Source organism: Burkholderia cepacia complex sp. TUM26381, assembly GCF_057439935.1.
On sequence record NZ_CM172007.1, the window covers coordinates 3,192,508 to 3,212,550 of the forward strand.

Sequence of the window (20,043 nt, forward strand, 5' to 3'; positions counted from 1 at the left end):
GACAGCCTTGGCGGTTGAGCGACCGGGACGGAGCGGAGCGATACGGAAAAAAGACGAACTCAGGCGCCGGTCGATAACCGGGGCCAGGTCGGCGATACGGGGGAAATCTGGCGCTTCAGGAAAGAAGCAGATGGAAAGCGCGCAGCCGCAGACCCAGCCCGGAGAAACGGGCTAGTAGTCGTAGCGAGAAGAGGGACTGGGCGGCTTGCATGGCCAGAATCAAATCACAGGGTGGCCGGGGCTGTCAACGGGGTGCGCGGGAATCGCGCGTTTTTTGTGTGCGCAGAATCAGTCGTGTCCGATAGGCGGCGCCCTGCCCTGTCGATATGCTTCACGGGTGCGGCGCCGGTGAGGTCCTATTCATGTTCGGAGTGAGTCGGTCCATCCTCTTCGCCGGTCGCCGCCCCTTCCCCTTGTAACCGGGTTTCGGTGTGGGCGTTCGACGGTGGCCGGTGGCGCGGCCACGACCGAGGCGTCGATGTTGAAACGACAACGCTGCCATATGCGAACGCCGAGTGTCGGCTCCGAAGCCCAATCGCGCCCGCCCCCTCCCCGCCGGCACAGCCACGCAGCGTTCAATAAAACGATACGCGCATCGACATCATTTCCCGAATACCTCGAAACTCATTTCATTCAATCCATTTCATTGAATCGATTAAACGTGATTTTCGATTCATTAAACAATAATCATTCAATTTCGAATATTTTTTTATTTATTTTTCGGCATGCTCGGGAAGTCGCATTTCAAACGGCAAACGTTTGCGCGACAGGGCCTCACGCCCTACCCAACACTCCTCAGGAGGAACGCATGGCCGACTCTCAAACGTCTTCCAACCGCGCTGGCGAGTTTTCGATTCCGCCCAATACCGATTTCCGCGCGATTTTCTTCGCGAATGCGGCCGAGCAACAGCACATCAAGCTGTTTATCGGCGACAGCGCCGAACCCGCGGCCTATCACAAGCTGACGACGCGCGACGGCACGCGTGAAGTCACGCTGAATTCCGGTAACGGCAAGCTCCGCTTCGAAGTGTCGGTCAACGGCAAGCCGTCGGCCACCGACGCACGCCTCGCGCCGATCAACGGCAAGAAGTCGGACGGCTCGCCGTACACGGTCAACTTCGGCATCGTCGTGTCGGAAGACGGCCACGACAGCGACTACAACGACGGCATCGTCGTGCTCCAGTGGCCGATCGGCTGACCTGACGCGCAACAAACGACCGACCGCCGCCGGCCGGCAGCCTGCCGGCCGGCGGATTTGCGTCGCGTTCGGCGGACCCTCACGCCCCCCATCCAGAACTGCGTTATCACCGGAGACTTCCATGCCGCTTCTTTCGGCTTCGATCGTCAGCGCGCCTGTCGTGACGTCAGAAACCTACGTCGACATCCCGGGCCTGTATATCGACATCGCCAAAGCAGAGATTCGCAACGGAAAGCTGCAGGTCATCCTCAACGTGCCGACGCCGTACGCGACCGGCAACAACTTCCCCGGCATCTATTTCGCGATTGCGACCGACAAAGGCCTCGTCGCGGACGGCTGCTTCACGTATTCATCGAAGGTGCCCGAGTCGACCGGGCGCATGCCGTTCACGCTCGTCGCGACGATCGACGTCGGCAGCGGCGTCACGTTCGTGAAAGGCCAGTGGAAAAGCGTGCGCGGCAGCGCGATGCATATCGATTCGTACGCGAGCCTTTCCGCGATCGGCGAAACAGCCGCGCAATCGTCGTCGCAGGGAGGCGGAAGCAGCGAAACCGGTGCGGGCGGCAACACCGGTGCCGGCAACGTCGGCGCCGGCGGCGAACGCGACGGCACGTTCAACCTGCCGCCGAACATTAAGTTCGGCGTCACCGCGCTCACCAACGCGGCGAACGACCAGACGATCGACATCTACATCGACGACAACCCGAAACCCGCCGCCACGTTCAAGGGCGCGGGCGTGCAGGACCAGAACCTCGGCACGAAGGTGCTCGACTCCGGCAAGGGACGCGTGCGCGTGATCGTCATGGCCAACGGCAAGCCGTCGCGCCTGGGCTCGCGGCAGGTCGACCTCTTCAAGAAGTCGTACTTCGGGATCGTCGGGTCGGAAGACGGTACGGACGACGATTACAACGACGGCATCGTGTTCCTGAACTGGCCGCTGGGTTAACCGGCCGCACCATCAACGGGAAGGCAATCGCCGGGGGCCGATTCACCCGGCGATTGCCAGTCAATGGATTTGACGAGGAAGCAATGCCAGCAGGCAAGGCAATCATGAAATGGGCCGGTCGTCGCAGCGACACCCGGCACCTGTTGAAACCGCTGCCGACCGACATCGTGCAAACCCTGTCGCTGGCCCATCATCTGGCGCTGGAGTCGGTGACGTCGGGCGGCGGCAACCTCGATCAGGTCGGCTACCTGGTCCGCATCGTCTACCTGACGTTTTACCTGCGCGATACGGCGTCGATCGACACGAACGTCATGGCATACCGGTGCGCAGAGCGCGCGCTTCACGCGTGCGTCGCACGCGTCGACCAGGGCGCCTGCTGCCGGCTGGTCGATCACGAACCGGAAGCGGTCAGCCGCATCCTGCTGATCCACGATCAGCAACTGTCCGCCATCACCGGGCACCTGTATCTGGCCGCCCGGGAACGCCTGCGTCATCACGTCGCCAACGGAAGACGCTCGCCGATCGCGCTCGCGGCGGGACGTTGAGCGCCGTCGGCGAAGGCCGGCAACCATGAAGCCGGACGCCGGATCCCGGCGCCGGCACGTTCCCCTGCGCTTCAGCATCGCTTCGCGTCATGACGCAGCAACGGTCGCCCGTCCAACGACTGCGACATCGTTACGGTGCGGGCGACGGATCGGCGTCAGGCCAACCCGATTACGGTCCAGTCGCGCGGCAATGCCCCGCGAGCATGCCGGCAAACCGGCTCCGAACCGGGTGCGCGACACAGCCTCCAACCGGGTCACTCCCTGATTTTTCGCCGGGTCATTCCGAACACAGGACTTGCGCTCCATAACTACGACTCATAGAATCGTAGTTATGGAGCGCATCCATGCGGGAGGCAACGTCGGTGTTCTACCGACCTCGTGCATCAATCAACCGGAGTGGAACAGTGGCACAACGAATTCTTGTTATCGGGGCCGGCTTTGCCGGCATGTGGAGCGCATTGAGCGCGGCGCGTCTGCTCGACCTGCACGGCCGAACCGACGTGGAGATCACCGTGGTGGCGCCCGACGCGCACCTGCACGTTCGTCCGCGCCTTTACGAAGAAGGCCCGGCGAATTTCCGCGCGCCGCTCGGCGAGATCTTCGACGCGGTCGGCGTGACGTTCGTCCAGGGCACGGTCGAGCGCATCGACGCCGCGCGCCGGGCCGTCGAGGTGCTGGGCACCGGCGGCCAAGCGTCGACGCTCGACTACGACCGCCTTGTGCTGGCAACCGGCAGCCGCCTGTTCCGCCCGGCAATTCCGGGCCTCGTCGAGCACGCGTTCAGCGTTGATCAGACCGACGAAGCCGTCGAACTCGAAGCGCACATTCGCGACCTGGCGCGGCAGCCGGCTTCCGCCGCACGCAATACGGTCGTAGTGGCAGGCGGCGGATTCACGGGCATCGAGACGGCAGCGGAAATGCCGGCGCGCCTGCGCACCGTGCTGGGCGAGCAGGCCGACGTGCGCGTCGTGATCGTCGAGCGCAACGACGCGATCGGCCCCGATCTGGGCGCGGGGCCGCGCCCCGTCATCGAGGAAGCGCTGCGCACGCTCGGCGTGACGTGGCAGCTCGGTTCCGGCGTCGCGTCAGTCGACGCAGGCGGCATCACGACGGCCGACGGCGAGCGCATCGAGTCGAACACCGTGATCTGGACCGCCGGCCTGCGTGCGAGCACGCTGACCGAACAGATTCCGGGCCGCCGCGACGCGACGGGCCGCCTGCACGTCGACCGCAACCTCGCGGTCGACGGCGTGCCGGGCGTCTATGCAACGGGCGACGTCGCCTATGCGGCAACCGACGACGAAGGCAACCATACGATGATGTCGTGCCAGCACGCGATGAACCTGGGCCGTTCGGCCGGGCACAACGTGGCGGCCGATCTGCTGGGTCTCGAACCGATTCCGTACAGCCAGCCGAAGTACGTGACGTGCCTGGACCTCGGCCCGTGGGGCGCGGTCTATACGGAAGGCTGGGAGCGCGAGGTGAAACTGACGGGTGCTGAAGCGAAGCAACTCAAGCACCGGATCAATTCGGAGTGGATCTATCCGCCGCGTGCGGATCGTGCGGAAGCGCTGACGGCCGCGGATCCGTTGCGGATCGTCGTGGCCTGACCGGCGCACGTGCGCCGATGATGCGCGGGGCGCGGTGAAAGCGTCCCGCATATTGTCGTTTCACGCAAACACGAATCAGCGCTCGCCGCCACGGTTCGCCGCGCGATCGGCAAACCAGCCGACCACCTTCGGACCGTAACTGGCCGGCGCTTTCGACCATGCCCGCCCGGCAAGATCGGCGAGCGACTGCTTCTTCAGTTCTTCCCGCATCGCCTGTTCGGCCGCCTGCATCACAGCGTGAATCGAACAGGTGCCGCGCGTAGCCCACGCGGGTGCGTCACCCTCGAACACCGCGCACTGGCTGCGTACTTCGCGGCAGTCGAACAGCCGCTTGTCGCCGTCGATCGCTGCGACGACATCCTGCACGGAGATGTCACGCGCCGGCTTCGCCAGCGTAAAGCCGCCGCGAATGCCTTCGCTGGACGCGACGATCCCGGCCTTCGCGAGACGCGTGAACAACTTGGCCGCGTAGTCGACGGACACGCCCTGCATCTCGGCCAGATCGCGCACGCTGGCATCGCGCACGCCCGTGGAAGTGTCGGCGAGGTAGAGCAGGCAATGCAGGCCATACTCGACGCCGGTGCTGATGAACGACATGCTATTACGACTCGGGGTATCGGAGTTGGGAGCGTAGCGCAGGTCGGCGACAAAGTCACTTGTGACACCTTTTTCGCGACGAAACCCGCTTGCGCGTGCAAGAACGATCAAATGCCCGAGACGCCGATACCATATAGTTCGCCCGACACCCTCATTGGCCCGCCATGAACCCGGTAGGAAAAGCACTCTGGTTGATCGAAACCGAACTGGACAGGGAACTGACGCTCGACAGGATTTCCGCCGGTTGCGACATGTCGCGCTTCGGCTTCTCGCGCCTGTTCTCGATGAATACCGGCTGGCCGGTGATGCGCTACGTCCGGTCGCGGCGGCTCACGCGTGCGGCGCGGGCACTGGCGCAAGGCGCGCCGGACATCCTGCACGTGGCGCTCGATGCCGGCTATGGCTCCCATGAGGCGTTCACGCGCGCCTTCCGCGATCTCTTCGGCAAGACGCCCGAGGACGTGCGGGCACGGCGCACACTCGACGGGTTGTCTCTTGTGGAGCCGCTTCGCATGAAAGAACTGAAGATCATCGACGTGACGCCATCACGCTTCGAAACCGCCGGCAAGCGATTGATCGCGGGCATGAGCGACCGCTATACGTTCGAAACCAACGAAGGGATTCCGGCGCTGTGGCAAGCGTTCATCCCATACATCGGTACCCTTCCGGGCCAGGTCGGCGACGTGACGTACGGCGTGTGCTGCAACCCCGATGCGGATGGCAGCTTCGAATACATCGCGGGCGTGGAAGTCACGAGCCGCGACCGGCTGCCCGCGCCGTTTCGCTGGGTCGAACTGGCGCCGCAGCGGTATGCGGTGTTCGAACACGCCGGGCATATCTCGACGTTGCACCAGACCTTCTACAGCATCTGGAACGGCTGGCTGCCGGCGTCGGGATTCAAGGCGGTCGACGCACCCGAGTTCGAGCGCTACAGCGGCGACTACGATCCGGTGACGGGCGCTGGCGTGCTGGAAATCTGGTTACCGGTCGAACACGCTGCGTAAGTGGCGTGCGCGGACCGGCCGCGACGATATGCGCCGCGGCCGATCGATCAACGCATCCCTGCCCTTTCAATCACCACGCCCACCGCACGCCCGCGTTCCCGGTGATCGTGCGCTGGTGCTCGCCGCCGAGGTTCGTCAGGTAGCTGACCGTCGCATACACGCTGCCGCGCTTCGTCAGCTGCGCGACGAGCCCCGCGCCGATCTGGCCGGCCGTCTGCCCGACCTGCGTGCCGATCGTCGTCGAACCGCCGAACGTCGTCTTGTCGTCGGTGCCGAACGAACGCAGCACGTTCGCGCGCAGGTACGGCTTCCAGCTCACGCCGTTCGAATCGAACGCGTATTGCAGCCGCGCACCGATCCGGCCGAGGAACGTATTGCCGTTGTTCCATCCGATGCTCGACACGCCGTCGTTGAAGCGATCGAGCGACAGCCACTGCCACACGAGCTGCGCCTGCGGCTCGAGCGTCAGCCCGTAACCGAGTGCGATAGGCAGCCCGGCTTCGACCGAACCCGTGAACGCGTTGCCGTTCGTCGAACCGCTTACGTTGTCGTTCGAATGCGTGCGTACGGTCAGCGCGCTGCCCATCAGCACGGCATCCGTGTACCAGCCGCCCGGGCCGATATGCGTCCAGTAGCCGCCGAGGTTGTACGCGTTGACCTGCAGCGAGCCGACGCCCATGTCCTGCTGCGCGAGCGCGAAGCCGTTCACGTCACCGACCGCGCGCGAGAAGCCGAGGAAGAAGCCGTAGTGGTTGCGATGGCCGCTGGCAGTCGTATCGGCGTAGAGATCCTGGCCGACCTGCATCCCCCACACCGTGCCGTCGAACGACGGCGTCACATCGCCCTTCTGCTTGATGTTGCTGTTGCCGCCCCATACGCGTGCCCATGACGCGGGTACCGAACCGTTCTCGGCCAGCAAGCCCTGTTCGCCCTGCCGGTCATGGAACGTATCGATCTGCAGCAGGCCGAGCTGGCGCGCGACGGCCGGCGCTTCCGCGTACAGCGGCACCTCGGGGCGATAGATCGGCTCCGGGTTGCCGCCGGCGCCGGCATCCGTGACGGCTTCGACGATCGACTCCGGCGTGCCTTCGGCGGGCGTGACCGGCTCGGGCGTGGGCGGCGTCGGCTGCCCCGGCTCGACGACCGGCGGTTCCGGTTTCGGCGGCACCGTGTTGCGCAGGTACCAGCTGTCGCCGGTGCCGTTCGCCGCGCCGCCTTTCGCGAGAAAGTACGAATAAGCGCCCGCGCTCACCGTGCCGCCCGACAGCGTGAACGCGCCGGCGCTCGATGTCGCGCCGTTGGTCGCCTGCACGACCTGGATGCCGTCGCCGGTCGTCTGCGCACCCGCGCCACCGACGTTCGTCACCTTCAGCGCGCTGCTGCCGCTCGCCGTGCCGCCGCTGACGACCAGCTTGTCGGACGGCGCACCGTCGCCCGCGAGCGTCGTGTTCAACGCGATCGTCGCGTTCTGGCCGACGTAGTTGCCGGCCACCGTCAGCGTATTGCCGACGCCGCTGCCGCCGAGTTGCACGCGCCCCGCGTTCGTCAGATTGCCCTTGATCAGGAAATTGCCGGTCGCGCCGCCGGAAAGGCTCGCGAGTGCGTTGGCCACCGAGATCGTGCCGTTGTTCGTCACGTTGCCCGTCACGCTGCCATACCCGCCGAGCGTCGCGCCCGGCGCGACCGCCACGGGGCCGCCGCCGACCAGGGCCGACGTGGCGCTCGATCCATCGCCGACCACCAGCGTGCCGGCGTTCACGTTCGTGCCACCCGAATAGCTGTTCGATCCGTTCAGCGTCAGCGTGCCGCTGCCGAGCTTCGTCAGCGCGCCGGCGCCCGTGATGCCCTGTGTCAGCGTCGAGTTGAAGCCTTGCGTATCGATCGTGCCGTTGTTCGACGTGATCGACACCGCACGGCCCGACGCCAGGTTGAACGCGCTACCAAGCTGCAGCGTGCCGCCGTTGAATGTCAGGCCTCCCGGCGCCGCACCGAGCGCGTTGTCGGCGGCGACCGACAGCGTGCCCTGCGTGATCGTCGTGCCGCCCGAGTACGTGTTGCCGCCCGCCGACGATGGCGTGACCGTCAACGTGCCCGCACCGGTCTTCTCCACCGCGCCCGAACCACTGATCGTGCCCGTGTACGTACCGGCGCTGTCCTGCTGAAAACGCACGAGCCCGTTGTCGGTGACGGACAGCGGCAGGTTCGACGCGTTCGCCTGCAGCGTAGCGCCTGCATTGACGGTCGCGACGACCGACGCCGTCGTCGTGCCGAGCGTGCCGGTGAGGTTCAGCGTGCCGCTCTGCACGAGCGCGGTCGAGAACGTGCCGGTGCCGGCCCACGTCCAGTCGGTGCCGGCCATCGTCAGGCTCTGGAAGTTCGTGAACGCGTTCGACGCGGTACCCGTGCCCTGCAGCGTCACCGTGTTGGCGCCGCCGCCGCCGTTCGCGGTGCCGACGATCTGCGAGCCCGTCTGCAGGATCAGCGTCACGTTGCCGTTGCCGCCCTGGATCGCGGTGCCGCCGCCGCCCTGGATCAGCCCGGCGTTGGTGATCGTGGTCGCGCCATTGGTCGAGCGCACGCCGATGCCGTTGTTGCTGATGATCTTTCCGCCGGCCTGGTTCGTGATCGTCGCGGTAAACGAGCTGCCGAGCGTGTTCGACACGACCGCGTCGACGCTGCCGCCGCTCGTCGCGGTGCCGGTCGTCTGGATCGTGCCGCTGTTGACCAGCGTGTCGTTGTTGCCCTGCATGTAGACGGCCGGCGCATCGCGGCCATTCGACGTCAGCGTGCCGCTGTTGGTGATCGTGCCGTTGCCGCCGAGCAGCGACGCGGCGCGCGCGTTGTTGCCGGACGTCGTCACGGTGCCCGTGTTGACGATCTGGTTGCCCGACGCGCCGGGGTTGCTCTGCCCCCACGCGGCCGTCATCCCGTAGGAATTGTTGCCGGTAGTCGCGATCGAGCCGTTGTTGACGAGCGTGTTGTTGTTGCCGTTCGCGGCGATCGCGTCGTTGTAGGCGCCCGTCGTCGAAATCACGCCGGTCGCACCGTTGGTGAGCGTGTTGCCGTTGTTCACACCGAGCAGCACCGCGCCGCGGTTCGCGACGCCCGTGCCGTTGCCGGACATCGACAGGTTGCCGTTGTTGGCGATCGCGCTCGAGGTGTCGACGGAAAACGGCGTCGGGGTGGACGTCAGCACATAGCTGCCCGTCACCGTCGAATCGAGGTTGATCGTCACGTTGGTGCTGCCGGTCGCGGCCACGACCGACGGCGCATTCGCACCCGTGCACGTGACCGTCGTGCCGCTACCCGGCGCGGTGGCCGAGCACGCCGCATGTACGCCCACCGGCATCGCGCCGGTCAGGATCGCCATCCCACCCAAACCCAGGTTCCGCGCCTTTCTTTTCATTTTGCCGTTCGCCTTTATTGGTGACGTTATTGCTGCAAATCGGTGCGTGAAACGGGTTATATCACCTGTCTTGAAATAATCGCAAGATCCGGTGACGTGATATCGGCAATCACGCCGCGATTAATTTCGGATTGGGAAATAAGGAAAGCGGAATTGCCGCTGTGCGGCATATGAAGGCGTCGCGGGCGCCGTAGCCGGATGAAACGAATTGCCGGTTGAAATTGCCGGCTTTGCTTGACGCGTTGAAGGAGATCGCGCCGCATTCCGAAGCAATCGGAAAATTTGACGCAATGCGACGAATGATTGGCGACGCACATGCCGCACGCCATTCAGTGATGTTGCTTCGCACGATGACCTGTCATTCAAACGCACGCGCGCTCCGAATCGTGACGACGCTGCGACAGCCAACGTGTGTACCCGATGACGCAATGCCGGCCGCGAAGGCTCGCGTCCGGCAAACGATCAGCCTGCGTGCGACGCGGAAGGCTCCGACCTCGCAACCGGTTGCGTCCACGCGGCCGAAGCGAGTTGCGTGCGCGCATCCCGCGCCACGCGGTTGAACGTGACACGCTGCTCGCCCTTCAGCTTCGCCGACTTGGCCGCCTGCATCCGCGCGACCGGATCGACGAGGCGGGCATGCCTGCGTATCTCGAAGTGCAGATGCGGGCCGGTGGCCGTCCCGGTGCGGCCGACCGCGCCGACGCGCTGGCCGCGCACGACCCGCCTGCCGGTTCGCAACGTCGGCTCGAACGCCGACAGGTGTGCGTAGTACGACGCATAGCCGCCGTCGTGGCGGATCACCACGTACGTGCCATAACCGCGCGGCTCGGTGCCGATGAACGTCACGACGCCGCGCTCCGACGCATGCACCGCGCGACCTGCCGGTGCGACAAGGTGTGCCATGCCCGCCACCACGGGCGTGAACGGCGCGGCGTCGTGAAACGCTTGCGCGATCGCGCCGCAATGACGGCGCGCAGCAGCGCATGGCGAAACGGGAAACAGCGAACGCCGTGTTGTGCGGGTCGACCTTGCTCGCGTGCGAGACGAAAACGCAGGTCTGACCGCATGACGTCGTCACTCACTGTCTATCGATGAAAAACCGGGAAAGGACCGGGTATCGCGGAGGAGCCAGCATCGCGATCCGGCAACATGAAGGCGAGTGTATCGGTCCGCTCAACATGGCTGAATAGGACGAATCCTATTTTTTATAACACGCCCTTAGTACCCGCATTAAATCCACGCGCTCCGACCCCAGGCATTCGCGTGAACCACCGCGCCGCGTGTACAGTCGAACGCTGCCGGCAGCGCGACGCGCTGCATCATCTGTCCTCAACCCGGAATTCCGTCATGTTTCTCGATCAACTTCATCCGGAACGCTGGACGTTCCTGTGGAACGCGCTTTCCACCCTCTCGATCAAGCTGAGCGCCGCACTGGCGCTGCTCGTCGCCGGCTGGTGGCTGTCGAAACGCATCGGCAACTGGCTGAGCCGGCTGCTCTCGAACAAGGAGCGCGTCGACGACACGCTGCGGCCGATCCTCTGCGACGTCGCCGTGTGGGGCATCCGCATCGTCGCGATCGTCGGCGCGCTGTCGCAGCTCGGCATCGAGACCGCGAGCCTCATCGCGGTGCTCGGCGCAGCCGGCCTTGCGATCGGGCTCGCGCTGCAGGGCACGATGCAGAACATCGCGGCCGGCATCATGCTCCTGCTGCTGCGGCCGTTCAAGGTGGGCGACTACATCGACGGCGGCACGGGCGTCGCGGGCACCGTCGACGAGGTCGGGCTGTTCATGACGCGGCTGACGAAGCCGGACGGCATCTGCGAGTACGTACCGAACAGCGCGCTGTGGGGCAGCGCGATCCGCAACTACACACGCAACCCGACGCGCCGTCTCGATCTCGAAGTGGAAGTGTCGGTGCACGACGATATCGATCGCGCGCTCGACGCGCTGCGGGCGCTGGCGGTGGCCGATCCCGACGTGCTGCAGGATCCCGCGCCGGACGTGATGGTGATGCGCTTCGACGACAGCACGGCCATCGCGAACCTGCGCGTGTGGACGCATACCGACAGGTTCTGGGCGATGCGCTGGCGCCTCGCGCGCCAGGTGCGCAAGACCCTCGCCGACGCGAATTGCGCGCTGCCGATCCGCACGCGCGAGCTGCATATCGTGCACGACGCGGAAACGCGCCAGGCCGGCACGCGCGCGCAGGTGCAGCGGCTGTAACGGCGACGCCCGATGAACGGGATCGCGCTTTGCGCGTGGATCGACCGTGAATCGCTCGGGTCGCTGCACGGCAGCCAGCCGACGGTGCGCATCGTCGCGCACGCGTTCGACTGGCTGCGGCAGCCCCGCCTCGTGCCAGGAGTGGTCGTCCACAACGTGTTCGCCGGTGTCGCGGCCTGAGGTCTGCGCCTGCGGTGGGCCGCGACAGCGGTGCGTGCCGCGTTACATCTTGACGATATCGAGCAGCGCCTTCTTGCCGCTCTTGTACGTGAATACCGAAATCGCGCCGTGCTTCAGGTCGCCCTGCGGCGTGAAGCTCGTTTCGCCGATCACGCCGCGATAGTCGGTGGCCGGCATCGCGGCCAGCACCTTCGCCGGATCCGTCGAATTCGCGCGCTTCATCGCGTCGACGATGATGTACACCGCGTCGTACGAGAACGGCGCATACACCTGCATCGGCTGGTGGTAGCGCGCTTCGTAGCGCTTCGCGAACGCCGCGCCGCCCGGCATCTTCTCGAGCGCGATGCCGGCCTCGGAGCACACGACGTTGTCCGACGCCGGGCCCGCGAGCTTCGGCAGGTCGGTCGAGCACACGCCGTCGCCGGCGAGGATCTTCGCGCGCATGCCGAGCTGGCGCGCCTGCTTCGCGAGCGGCCCGCCCGTCGCGTCCATCCCGCCGTACATGATCGCGTCCGGGTTCTCGCCCTTGATCTTCGTGAGGATCGCGCGGAAATCGATCGCCTTGTCGTTGGTCGCGTCGCGCGACACGACCTTCATCCCGGCCGACTTCGCAGCCTTCTCGAACTCGGTCGCCAGGCCCTGCCCGTATGCGGTCGAGTCATCGACCACGGCAACCGTCTTGATGCCCATGTTCTTCGCCGCATACATCGCGAGCGCCGGCCCCTGCTGCGCATCGGTCGCGACGACGCGATACGTCGTCTTGAAGCCCTGCTGCGTGTACGTCGGGTTGGTCGCGGCCTGCGAGATCTGCACGACACCGCCGTCGCGATACACGCGCGACGCGGGGATCGACGTGCCCGAGTTGTGATGGCCGACGACGCCGATGACCTTGTCGTCGACGAGCCGCTGCGCGACCTGCGTCGCGGTGCGCGGATCGCCCGCGTCGTCCTGCGCGTCAAGTTGCAGCGTGACCTTCTTGCCGCCGATCACGAGCCCCTTTGCGTTGATTTCCTCGACCGCGAGCCGCGCGCCGTTCTCGCTGTCCTTGCCGAGGTGCGCGATCGCGCCGGTCAGCGGTGCGACGTGCCCGATGCGCACGATGTCGTCCGCGTGCGCGGCCCCTGCGGACAGCGCGCACGTCAGTGCGGCCGCGGTGGCGAGTGCCGTCTTGTGATGTCGATTCATGGTTGTCTCCGTCCTTGTCGCGCTTCGTTCGTGTTCAGATCCGTCGTTCGTCGAAGTCATGCCGCACGCTCACGCGCGCCCTTCGAATCCCAGTAATACGTTCACTGCGTTGATGCCGATCTCGTCGACCATGTAGCCGCCTTCCATCACGAACAGCGTCGGCAGGTTCAGGCGCGCGAGCGCTTCGCCGATCCGCAGGTAGTCGGGCGAACGCAGCTTGAAATGGCTGATCGGGTCGTGCTCGAACGTGTCGACGCCGAGCGACACGACGAGCAGATCGGGCGTGTGCTTCGCGATCGCGGCAGCGGCCTGGCCGAGCGCGGCCGAATACGTGTCCCACTGCGTGCCCTTCGGCAGCGGCAGGTTCAGGTTGAACCCTTCGCCGGCCCCTGCGCCGCGCTCGTCCGCATAGCCGGAGAAGTACGGGTACGACACCGGCGGCTCGCCGTGCAGCGACGCGAACAGAACATCGGAACGCTCGTAGAAGATGTCCTGCGTGCCATTGCCGTGGTGGAAATCGACGTCGAGCACCGCGACGCGCGCCGCGCCGCTTGCAATGCCGTGCTGCGCGGCGATCGCCGCATTGTTCAGGTAGCAATAGCCGCCCATGTACTCGCGGCCCGCATGGTGGCCGGGCGGGCGGCACAGCGCGAACGCCGCGCGCGCGCCGCCGCCGGACAGCAGGTCGGCGCCCGTGAGCGCCGAGTTCGCGCTCGCGCTCACCGCGTCCCACGTGCCTGCGTTGATCGGCGCGCCGGCGTCCATCGCGAAGAAGCCGAGCTTGCCATCGATGAAGCCGGGCAGCGTCGTCGACGCCGGCATCGCGCGCACCGGCCACACGAGCGGCAGCGCCTGGCAGGTGCGGCCGGTCGCCGTCCATTCGTCCCATGCGCCGGCGAGGAAATCGACGTAGCGCGCGCTGTGCGCGCCGGCATAGCTCGCACGGTCGAACGCGCGCGGCGCGATCACGTCGCCGAGGCCGGCCGCGCGGACCTGCGCCAGCACCGTTTCGGCACGAAGGGGGTTTTCGAACGACTCGGTAATCGCGCCGTCCTTCAATTCGACGCCGCGATGCAGGTGGTGATCGCTGCTGTAGACCGTGAGCATGGTTGACCGTTGCCGTGATGACGAGGGGAAAGGGGTGGCAACAGTCTATTGACGCCAGCTGGCAATAGCTTTGCTTTTCGCCTCTTCGTTTCGTACAATTTTGAGAAATCTGCCTACGGAACTCCGGATATGAGCAAAAATCGCGCTTCAGTTGAACTGGACGGCGTAGACCGCGCGATGCTCCGCCTGCTGCAGGAAGATGGCGCACTGTCGAACGCGACGCTCGGCGAGAAGCTGTCGCTCAGCGTCACGCCCTGCTGGCGCCGCCGCAAACGGCTCGAGGACGAGCACGTGATCACCGGTTACCAGGCGAACCTCGACCGGCGCGCGCTCGGCATGAACGTGTTCGCGTTCGTGCAGGTCACGTTCAACATGCACTCGGATCAGGATTCGGATCACTTCGAGGAGGTGATGCGGCGTCACGACGAGGTCACGTCGTGCCACAAGATCACGGGCGCGGCCGACTACATCCTGCAGGTCGTCGCGGCCGATCTCGACGCGTATGCGGAATTCGTCGAGCGCGTGCTGAGAAAGCAGGCCGGCGTGTCGTCGATCCAGTCGAGCCTCGCGTTGCGCGAGGTGAAGTTCTCGTCGCGCGTGCCGGTGCCGGATGCGTGACCGTTCATGCTGTTATGCGCCCGCGCACGGGCATCCGCAGTCGATCGTCATCCCATGGAGCGCTACCCGATGAAACGTTACCTTCCCTCCGCGTCGTTTGCCGCCGCGATCGCCTGCGCATTCGCATTGAGCGCCTGTGCGGCGCAATCGTCCGCACCGGCCAATGCGCCGGCGCCGGCCGATACCGCCGCGCAAGCAGCCCCGCCGATGGTCGGCGGCGATCGCGATGCACACGGCTGCATCGGCTCGGCCGGCTATGCGTGGTGCGAACGCGCGCAACAATGCGAGCGTCCGTGGGAACTCGCGAAGGCGCATGGTTTCGCGAATTCGGCGCAGGTCTACGAGCAGTTCTGCCGGAACGGCGGAGCGAAGTGACGTGATCTGATGTGGACGGGTCGCGGTGCAACGCCGCGACCCGATGAAGTATCGGCGTGGTGCACGGCATGCCCATCCCGCGCATTTCACCCCTCCGACCCCGCCCGTTTTCCCGCTTCGCGCACCGTCGTTCCGGAAATCCGGACACACAAAAAACCCCACAAAAACAGGGACATTCGTCGTCTGCGACACGTTGTCCGAGTTCGGTTATATTACGCGCCCCTTGCCACCCGCCCCCGCAAAAACGCGTCGCGCGCGGCCTCTTTCCATGCAGCCTGAAGCGCCGTCCGCTCAGGCTTGCCACGAGGGCCCGGGCGCGTTGCGCACCCTCGCGACGCAGGCAGTTGCCTGCCCGCGGGAAGCCGATCCGAAGGTGTCCTTCCGAACGGCTTCGCGTGCGCAAATGCAACGGCGCGCAGCGTCGATCCGGAATTCCGGATTCGCGGTCCGGATCTCCGGATCCGCGTGTCGGCGCGATGGAACTGCGCGCCGGGCGGCATGGCAAACCGATGCATCCAAGTTGAAAAAGGGATCTGCTGTGATCAAAACGTTACGGGTAATACTGGCGGCGCTCGCGCTGTGCGTCGCGACATCGTCCGCGCATGCCGCCGATACGAAGAAGGTCGACGTCCTGCTGGTGGGCGGCGGCATCATGAGCTCGACGCTCGGCGTCTGGCTGCACGAGCTCCAGCCCGACTGGTCGATGACGATGGTCGAACGCCTCGACGGCGTCGCGCTGGAAAGCTCGAACGGCTGGAACAACGCCGGCACCGGCCACTCGGCGCTCGCCGAACTGAACTACACGCCGGAGAAGGCGGACGGCAAGATCGACATCTCGAAGGCGATCGAGATCAACGAATCGTTCCAGATCTCCCGCCAGTTCTGGGCCTGGCAGGTCAAGCAGGGCGTGCTGAAGAACCCGCACTCGTTCATCAACTCGACGCCGCACATGAGCTTCGTGTGGGGCGACGACAACGTCCGCTTCCTGAAGAAGCGCTACGAAGCGCTGCAGGCAAGCCCGCTGTTCCGCGGGATGCAGTATTCGGAAGACTACGACCAGATCAAGCAGTGGGTGCCGCTGATGATGGAAGGCCGCGACCGCAACCAGAAGGTCGCGGCGACGTGGACGCCGATCGGCACCGACGTGAACTTCGGCGAGATCACGCGCCAGTTCGTCGGCTACCTGAAGACGCAGCCGAATTTCACGCTGTCGCTGTCGAGCGAAGTGCGCGAGATCACGCGCAATGCCGACGGCACGTGGCACGTGTCGTGGGTCAAGCTGCACTCGGATGAACCGCCGCAATCGGTCGACGCGAAGTTCGTCTTCATCGGCGCGGGCGGCGGTGCGCTGCACCTGCTGCAGGCGTCGGGCATCCCCGAAGCGAAGGACTACGGCGCGTTCCCGGTCGGCGGCTCGTTCCTCGTGACCGACAACCCCGACGTCGTGAAGCAGCACCTCGCGAAGGCGTATGGCAAGGCATCGGTCGGCTCGCCGCCGATGTCGGTGCCGCACCTCGACACGCGGATCATCGACGGCAAGAAGATCATCCTGTTCGGGCCGTTCGCGACGTTCTCGACCAAGTTCCTGAAGAACGGTTCGTACTTCGACCTCGCGAAGAGCACCAACCTGCACAACGTCGCGCCGATGATGCGCGTGGGCGTCGACGAATTCCCGCTGGTCCAGTACCTCGCCGGCCAGCTGATGCTGTCCGACGACGACCGCTTCAACGCGCTGAAGGAATACTTCCCGAACGCGAAGAAGGAAGACTGGCGCCTGTGGCAGGCCGGCCAGCGCGTGCAGATCATCAAGCGCGACCCGGTCAAGGGCGGCGTGCTGAAGCTCGGCACCGAAATCGTCGCGTCGCAGGACGGCAGCATCGCGGGCCTGCTCGGCGCGTCGCCGGGCGCATCGACGGCCGCGCCGATCATGCTGAACCTGATGAAGAAGGTGTTCAAGGACAAGGTCGCGACGCCCGAGTGGCAGCAGAAGATCCGCCAGATCGTGCCGAGCTACGGTACGAAGCTGAACGACAGCCCGGCGAAGGTCGTCGAGGAATGGACCTACACGAGCGACGTGCTGCAACTGTCGCCGCCGCCGAAGATCGACGTCAGCGTGCCGTCGCAGCCGGCCGGCAACGCGCCGGCCCGCCCGGCGAAGGCGTCGGCCGACATGGCGCTGTAACGCGTCCGGCCCCGTTTCATCGCACTGCACGGCCGCCCCACGGGGTGGCCGTTTTTCATCGTGGATGCGCGCGGTGCGGCGTGCGCCGTCTGCCGGGACCCTCGACGATCGTGCCGCGGCCGGGCCGTCCGCTGCCGATAGCCGGCTGCCCGCCCCCCGCATCCGCTAGAATTGCGGCACGCGCGACCCTGTCGCCGCCCGATCCATCATCCGCATCGACGCCACCCAAGCGACGCCGGTGCGGCCCGCGCCCAAGCCGCGCGAGCGCCGCCCGCCGTTGCCGCGCCCGCCCGGGGCGCGCCATCAACCGAATTCAGCTGGAGAAAGACCGTGTTTACCTGCCGAAACCAGAGCTGCGGCACGCAGTGGGAGCAGTCCGACGTCGTCATCAAGGACGAGGGCCAGGGGCTGCTGTTCCGCTGCCCGCTGTGCGGCGCGCGCAACTATCTCGAACGCTTCGAGGGCGACGACGGCACCGTCGTCTACGAACAGATGGAAGGCAAGCCTTACCTCGGAGACCTCGAATGACCCAGCCGACCGCCACGCCCTTCAGCGCGCTGTCGTTGACGCCCGCCACGCTCGCGAACCTCGCGCAGCTCGGCTATGTCGACATGACGCCGATCCAGGCCGCGAGCCTGCCGGTCGCGCTGGCCGGCCAGGATCTGATCGCGCAGGCGAAGACGGGCAGCGGCAAGACCGCCGCGTTCTCGCTCGCGCTGCTGGCACGCCTCGACACACGCAGCTTCGACGTGCAGGCGATGATCCTGTGCCCGACGCGTGAGCTCGCCGACCAGGTCGCGCAGGAAGTGCGCCGCCTCGCGCGCGCCGAGGAAAACGTGAAGGTGCTGACGCTGTGCGGCGGCACGCCGATGCGCCCGCAGGCGCAGAGCCTCGAGCACGGTGCGCACATCGTCGTCGGCACGCCGGGCCGCATCATGGATCACCTCGATCGCGGCAACCTGAAGCTCGACGCGCTGAACACGCTCGTGCTCGACGAAGCCGACCGGATGCTCGACATGGGTTTCTTCGACGACATCGCGAAGGTCGCGCGGATGTGCCCGACGACGCGCCAGACGCTGCTGTTCTCCGCGACCTATCCGGACGGCATTGCGAAGCTGAGCCAGCAGTTCCTGCGTAACCCGAAGGAAATCAAGCTCCAGGAGCGTCACGACGACAGCAAGATCCGCCAGCGCTTCTATGAAGTGACCGAGGACGAGCGGCTGCATGCGGTCGGCCAGTTGCTGAACCACTACCGGCCGGTGAGCACGATCGCGTTCTGCAACACGAAGCAGCAGTGCCGCGACCTGCTCGACGTTCTGCATGCGCAGGGCTTCCACGCGCTCGCGCTGCACGGCGAGCTCGACCAGCGCGAGCGCGACCAGGTGCTGATCCAGTTCGCGAACCGCAGCTGCTCGGTGCTGGTCGCGACCGACGTCGCCGCGCGCGGGCTCGACATCGCGCAGCTCGAAGCGGTGATCAACGTCGACGTGACGCCCGATCCCGAAGTGCACGTGCACCGCATCGGCCGCACGGGCCGCGCGGATCAGGACGGCTGGGCGCTGAGCCTCGCGAGCATGGACGAGATGGGCCGCGTCGGCGGGATCGAGCAGGCGCAGAAGCGCGAAGTCGAATGGCATCCGCTCGCGGAACTGAAGCCGGCGGACGACAGCGTGCTGCTGCCGCCGATGGAAACGCTGCAGATTCTCGGCGGGCGCAAGGACAAGATCCGCCCGGGCGACGTGCTCGGCGCGCTGACCGGCGACGCCGGGTTCGACGGCAAGCAGATCGGCAAGATCAACGTGACCGAGTTCTCGACCTATGTCGCGATCGAGCGCGGCGTCGCGCACGACGCGCTGCGCAAGCTCAATGCCGGGAAGATCAAGGGCAAGCGGGTCAAGGTCCGCTTGATGGACGAGGAATGACAGTACGCGGCGCGAACGGCCGCAGCGTTGCGCGCCGGCCCTTGCATCAGGCCAGTTCGGGATAGCCGTGCGCGGCCGCATCCTGCGCGAACCGCGCAATCGTGTCGTAGTCGGCGGGTGACAGCCGTTCGAATCCCGTCAGCCGCAGCACACGCGCGCGTTCCGCATCGGCCGCGGCCGCGCGGTCGAGCGCATCCTGCAATGCACCGATCTGCGTTTCCGGCAGCGCGCGCGATGCGACGAGCGGCAATCCCGGCGCAGAGGCCGTCGTGCCGATGATTCGAATGTCCTTCAGCAGCTCGGGCAATGCGTCGCGCACATAAGCGAACGTCACGCAGTCGATCGACGCGCAATCGGCTTCACCCGAGGCCAGCGCACGCAGCACGTTCACGTGCGAGCCGAACGGCGTGACCGATCCGAAGAACCGTCCGTCATGCGCATGCGGCGCGACTGCGTGCCGGAACGCGTTCATCCCGCTATGCGAATCCTCGCCGTTGAAGGCGGCGCGCAGCCCCCGGCATGCGGCGAGCGTCGTCGCGCCGCCCGCATGCACGCGCGCCGACACGACCAGCACGCTGCGGTAGCGCGCCCCGTCGCAGCCGTCCGCGTCGAAAGCGGGCGTCGCGATCAATCGCACGGCGTCACGCAAGCCGAGCATCCGGTACGGGTAGCCGCAGGTCTGCGACAGCAACAGATCGTCGCGCCGCCACAGCGCGTGCAGGTCGTCGAACGGCGCATCGGGCAGCGCGACGCCGGCCGCACCGCCCGCGCTCGCGAACGCATCGAGCGCGTCGCGCAACAGCGCACGCCACAAGGCGGCGTGGCGCGGCGTCACGTTGTACATCGGCAGTACTGCGATCCAAGGGTTCATGCGGGCATTCTACGCATCGGCGGCGGCCCCGATGCTTATCGGCCGCACGACGATAAGCAAATGCGAATCGATTG

Annotated in this window: 18 protein-coding genes and 1 pseudogene; 12 read left to right on the forward strand and 7 right to left on the reverse strand. The window is 66.1% G+C overall.

Going from position 1 to position 20,043, the window contains the following annotated elements; all coding sequences use genetic code 11:
* Window positions 1–808: 808 nt before the first annotated feature.
* The 4 genes from ACWMMN_RS31125 to ACWMMN_RS31140 all read left to right on the forward strand — a co-directional run bounded on the left by ACWMMN_RS31125 (window position 809) and on the right by ACWMMN_RS31140 (window position 4,299).
* Window positions 809–1,198 (forward strand): fucose-binding lectin II, encoded by a 390-nt coding sequence (locus tag ACWMMN_RS31125; protein WP_059237917.1) that lies wholly within the window; start codon window positions 809–811, stop codon window positions 1,196–1,198.
* A 121-nt stretch (window positions 1,199–1,319) separates the two neighbouring features.
* Window positions 1,320–2,144: a fucose-binding lectin II gene (locus ACWMMN_RS31130; RefSeq protein WP_256086921.1), complete on the forward strand. Its 825-nt coding sequence runs from the start codon at window positions 1,320–1,322 to the stop codon at window positions 2,142–2,144.
* An 83-nt stretch (window positions 2,145–2,227) separates the two neighbouring features.
* Entirely contained in the window at window positions 2,228–2,689 is a 462-nt protein-coding gene (locus tag ACWMMN_RS31135; protein WP_342705603.1) for a hypothetical protein, read from the forward strand.
* Between the two features lie 404 nt (window positions 2,690–3,093).
* Window positions 3,094–4,299: an NAD(P)/FAD-dependent oxidoreductase gene (locus tag ACWMMN_RS31140; RefSeq protein WP_342705602.1), complete on the forward strand. Its 1,206-nt coding sequence runs from the start codon at window positions 3,094–3,096 to the stop codon at window positions 4,297–4,299.
* Between the two features lie 75 nt (window positions 4,300–4,374).
* Here the strand turns inward: ACWMMN_RS31140 and ACWMMN_RS31145 are convergent, their stop codons facing one another.
* A complete protein-coding gene (locus ACWMMN_RS31145; RefSeq protein WP_059237921.1) occupies window positions 4,375–4,896 on the reverse strand; it encodes an RrF2 family transcriptional regulator in 522 nt (173 codons plus the stop codon).
* A 164-nt stretch (window positions 4,897–5,060) separates the two neighbouring features.
* Between ACWMMN_RS31145 and ACWMMN_RS31150 the strand changes: the two genes are divergently transcribed.
* On the forward strand, window positions 5,061–5,900 hold the full coding sequence (locus tag ACWMMN_RS31150; RefSeq protein ID WP_486423612.1) for an AraC family transcriptional regulator: 840 nt from the start codon (window positions 5,061–5,063) through the stop codon (window positions 5,898–5,900).
* A 70-nt stretch (window positions 5,901–5,970) separates the two neighbouring features.
* Here ACWMMN_RS31150 and ACWMMN_RS31155 read toward each other — a convergent pair whose 3' ends face one another.
* From ACWMMN_RS31155 to ACWMMN_RS31165, 3 genes and pseudogenes are all read right to left on the reverse strand, one after another.
* Complete coding sequence (locus tag ACWMMN_RS31155) at window positions 5,971–9,270, reverse strand: autotransporter family protein (protein ID WP_486423613.1); 3,300 nt, start codon at window positions 9,268–9,270, stop codon at window positions 5,971–5,973.
* A gap of 145 nt (window positions 9,271–9,415) precedes the next feature.
* Complete coding sequence (locus tag ACWMMN_RS31160) at window positions 9,416–9,655, reverse strand: hypothetical protein (protein ID WP_486423614.1); 240 nt, start codon at window positions 9,653–9,655, stop codon at window positions 9,416–9,418.
* A 113-nt stretch (window positions 9,656–9,768) separates the two neighbouring features.
* Window positions 9,769–10,203: pseudogene (locus tag ACWMMN_RS31165) on the reverse strand (M23 family metallopeptidase); the annotation flags it as partial.
* 450 nt (window positions 10,204–10,653) lie between these two features.
* Here ACWMMN_RS31165 and ACWMMN_RS31170 point away from each other — a divergent pair.
* The gene (locus ACWMMN_RS31170) at window positions 10,654–11,529 is read left to right on the forward strand and encodes a mechanosensitive ion channel family protein (RefSeq protein ID WP_059237924.1); all 876 of its coding nucleotides are present in this window, start codon (window positions 10,654–10,656) and stop codon (window positions 11,527–11,529) included.
* Between the two features lie 12 nt (window positions 11,530–11,541).
* A complete protein-coding gene (locus ACWMMN_RS31175; RefSeq protein ID WP_196486643.1) occupies window positions 11,542–11,709 on the forward strand; it encodes a hypothetical protein in 168 nt (55 codons plus the stop codon).
* Between the two features lie 42 nt (window positions 11,710–11,751).
* Here the strand turns inward: ACWMMN_RS31175 and ACWMMN_RS31180 are convergent, their stop codons facing one another.
* Both ACWMMN_RS31180 and ACWMMN_RS31185 read right to left on the reverse strand, forming a co-directional pair.
* Window positions 11,752–12,894: a branched-chain amino acid ABC transporter substrate-binding protein gene (locus ACWMMN_RS31180; protein ID WP_486423615.1), complete on the reverse strand. Its 1,143-nt coding sequence runs from the start codon at window positions 12,892–12,894 to the stop codon at window positions 11,752–11,754.
* A 69-nt stretch (window positions 12,895–12,963) separates the two neighbouring features.
* Complete coding sequence (locus ACWMMN_RS31185) at window positions 12,964–14,001, reverse strand: histone deacetylase family protein (RefSeq protein ID WP_059237926.1); 1,038 nt, start codon at window positions 13,999–14,001, stop codon at window positions 12,964–12,966.
* A gap of 129 nt (window positions 14,002–14,130) precedes the next feature.
* On the opposite strand from ACWMMN_RS31185, the gene ACWMMN_RS31190 reads away from it, so the two are divergent.
* From ACWMMN_RS31190 to dbpA, 5 genes are all read left to right on the forward strand, one after another.
* The gene (locus tag ACWMMN_RS31190) at window positions 14,131–14,619 is read left to right on the forward strand and encodes an Lrp/AsnC family transcriptional regulator (protein WP_059237927.1); all 489 of its coding nucleotides are present in this window, start codon (window positions 14,131–14,133) and stop codon (window positions 14,617–14,619) included.
* A 69-nt stretch (window positions 14,620–14,688) separates the two neighbouring features.
* The gene (locus ACWMMN_RS31195) at window positions 14,689–14,994 is read left to right on the forward strand and encodes a hypothetical protein (RefSeq protein WP_486423616.1); all 306 of its coding nucleotides are present in this window, start codon (window positions 14,689–14,691) and stop codon (window positions 14,992–14,994) included.
* Between the two features lie 538 nt (window positions 14,995–15,532).
* Window positions 15,533–17,176 (forward strand): malate dehydrogenase (quinone), encoded by a 1,644-nt coding sequence (mqo, locus tag ACWMMN_RS31200; protein ID WP_059237928.1) that lies wholly within the window; start codon window positions 15,533–15,535, stop codon window positions 17,174–17,176.
* A 330-nt stretch (window positions 17,177–17,506) separates the two neighbouring features.
* Window positions 17,507–17,704 (forward strand): hypothetical protein, encoded by a 198-nt coding sequence (locus ACWMMN_RS31205; RefSeq protein ID WP_059237929.1) that lies wholly within the window; start codon window positions 17,507–17,509, stop codon window positions 17,702–17,704.
* Complete coding sequence (gene dbpA, locus ACWMMN_RS31210; RefSeq protein WP_059237930.1) at window positions 17,701–19,098, forward strand: ATP-dependent RNA helicase DbpA; 1,398 nt, start codon at window positions 17,701–17,703, stop codon at window positions 19,096–19,098. Before ACWMMN_RS31205 ends, dbpA begins: the two co-directional genes overlap by 4 nt.
* Before the next feature lie 46 nt (window positions 19,099–19,144).
* On the opposite strand, the gene ACWMMN_RS31215 is transcribed toward dbpA, so the two are convergent.
* Window positions 19,145–19,969 (reverse strand): phosphate/phosphite/phosphonate ABC transporter substrate-binding protein, encoded by an 825-nt coding sequence (locus tag ACWMMN_RS31215; RefSeq protein WP_486423617.1) that lies wholly within the window; start codon window positions 19,967–19,969, stop codon window positions 19,145–19,147.
* Window positions 19,970–20,043: the final 74 nt, after the last annotated feature.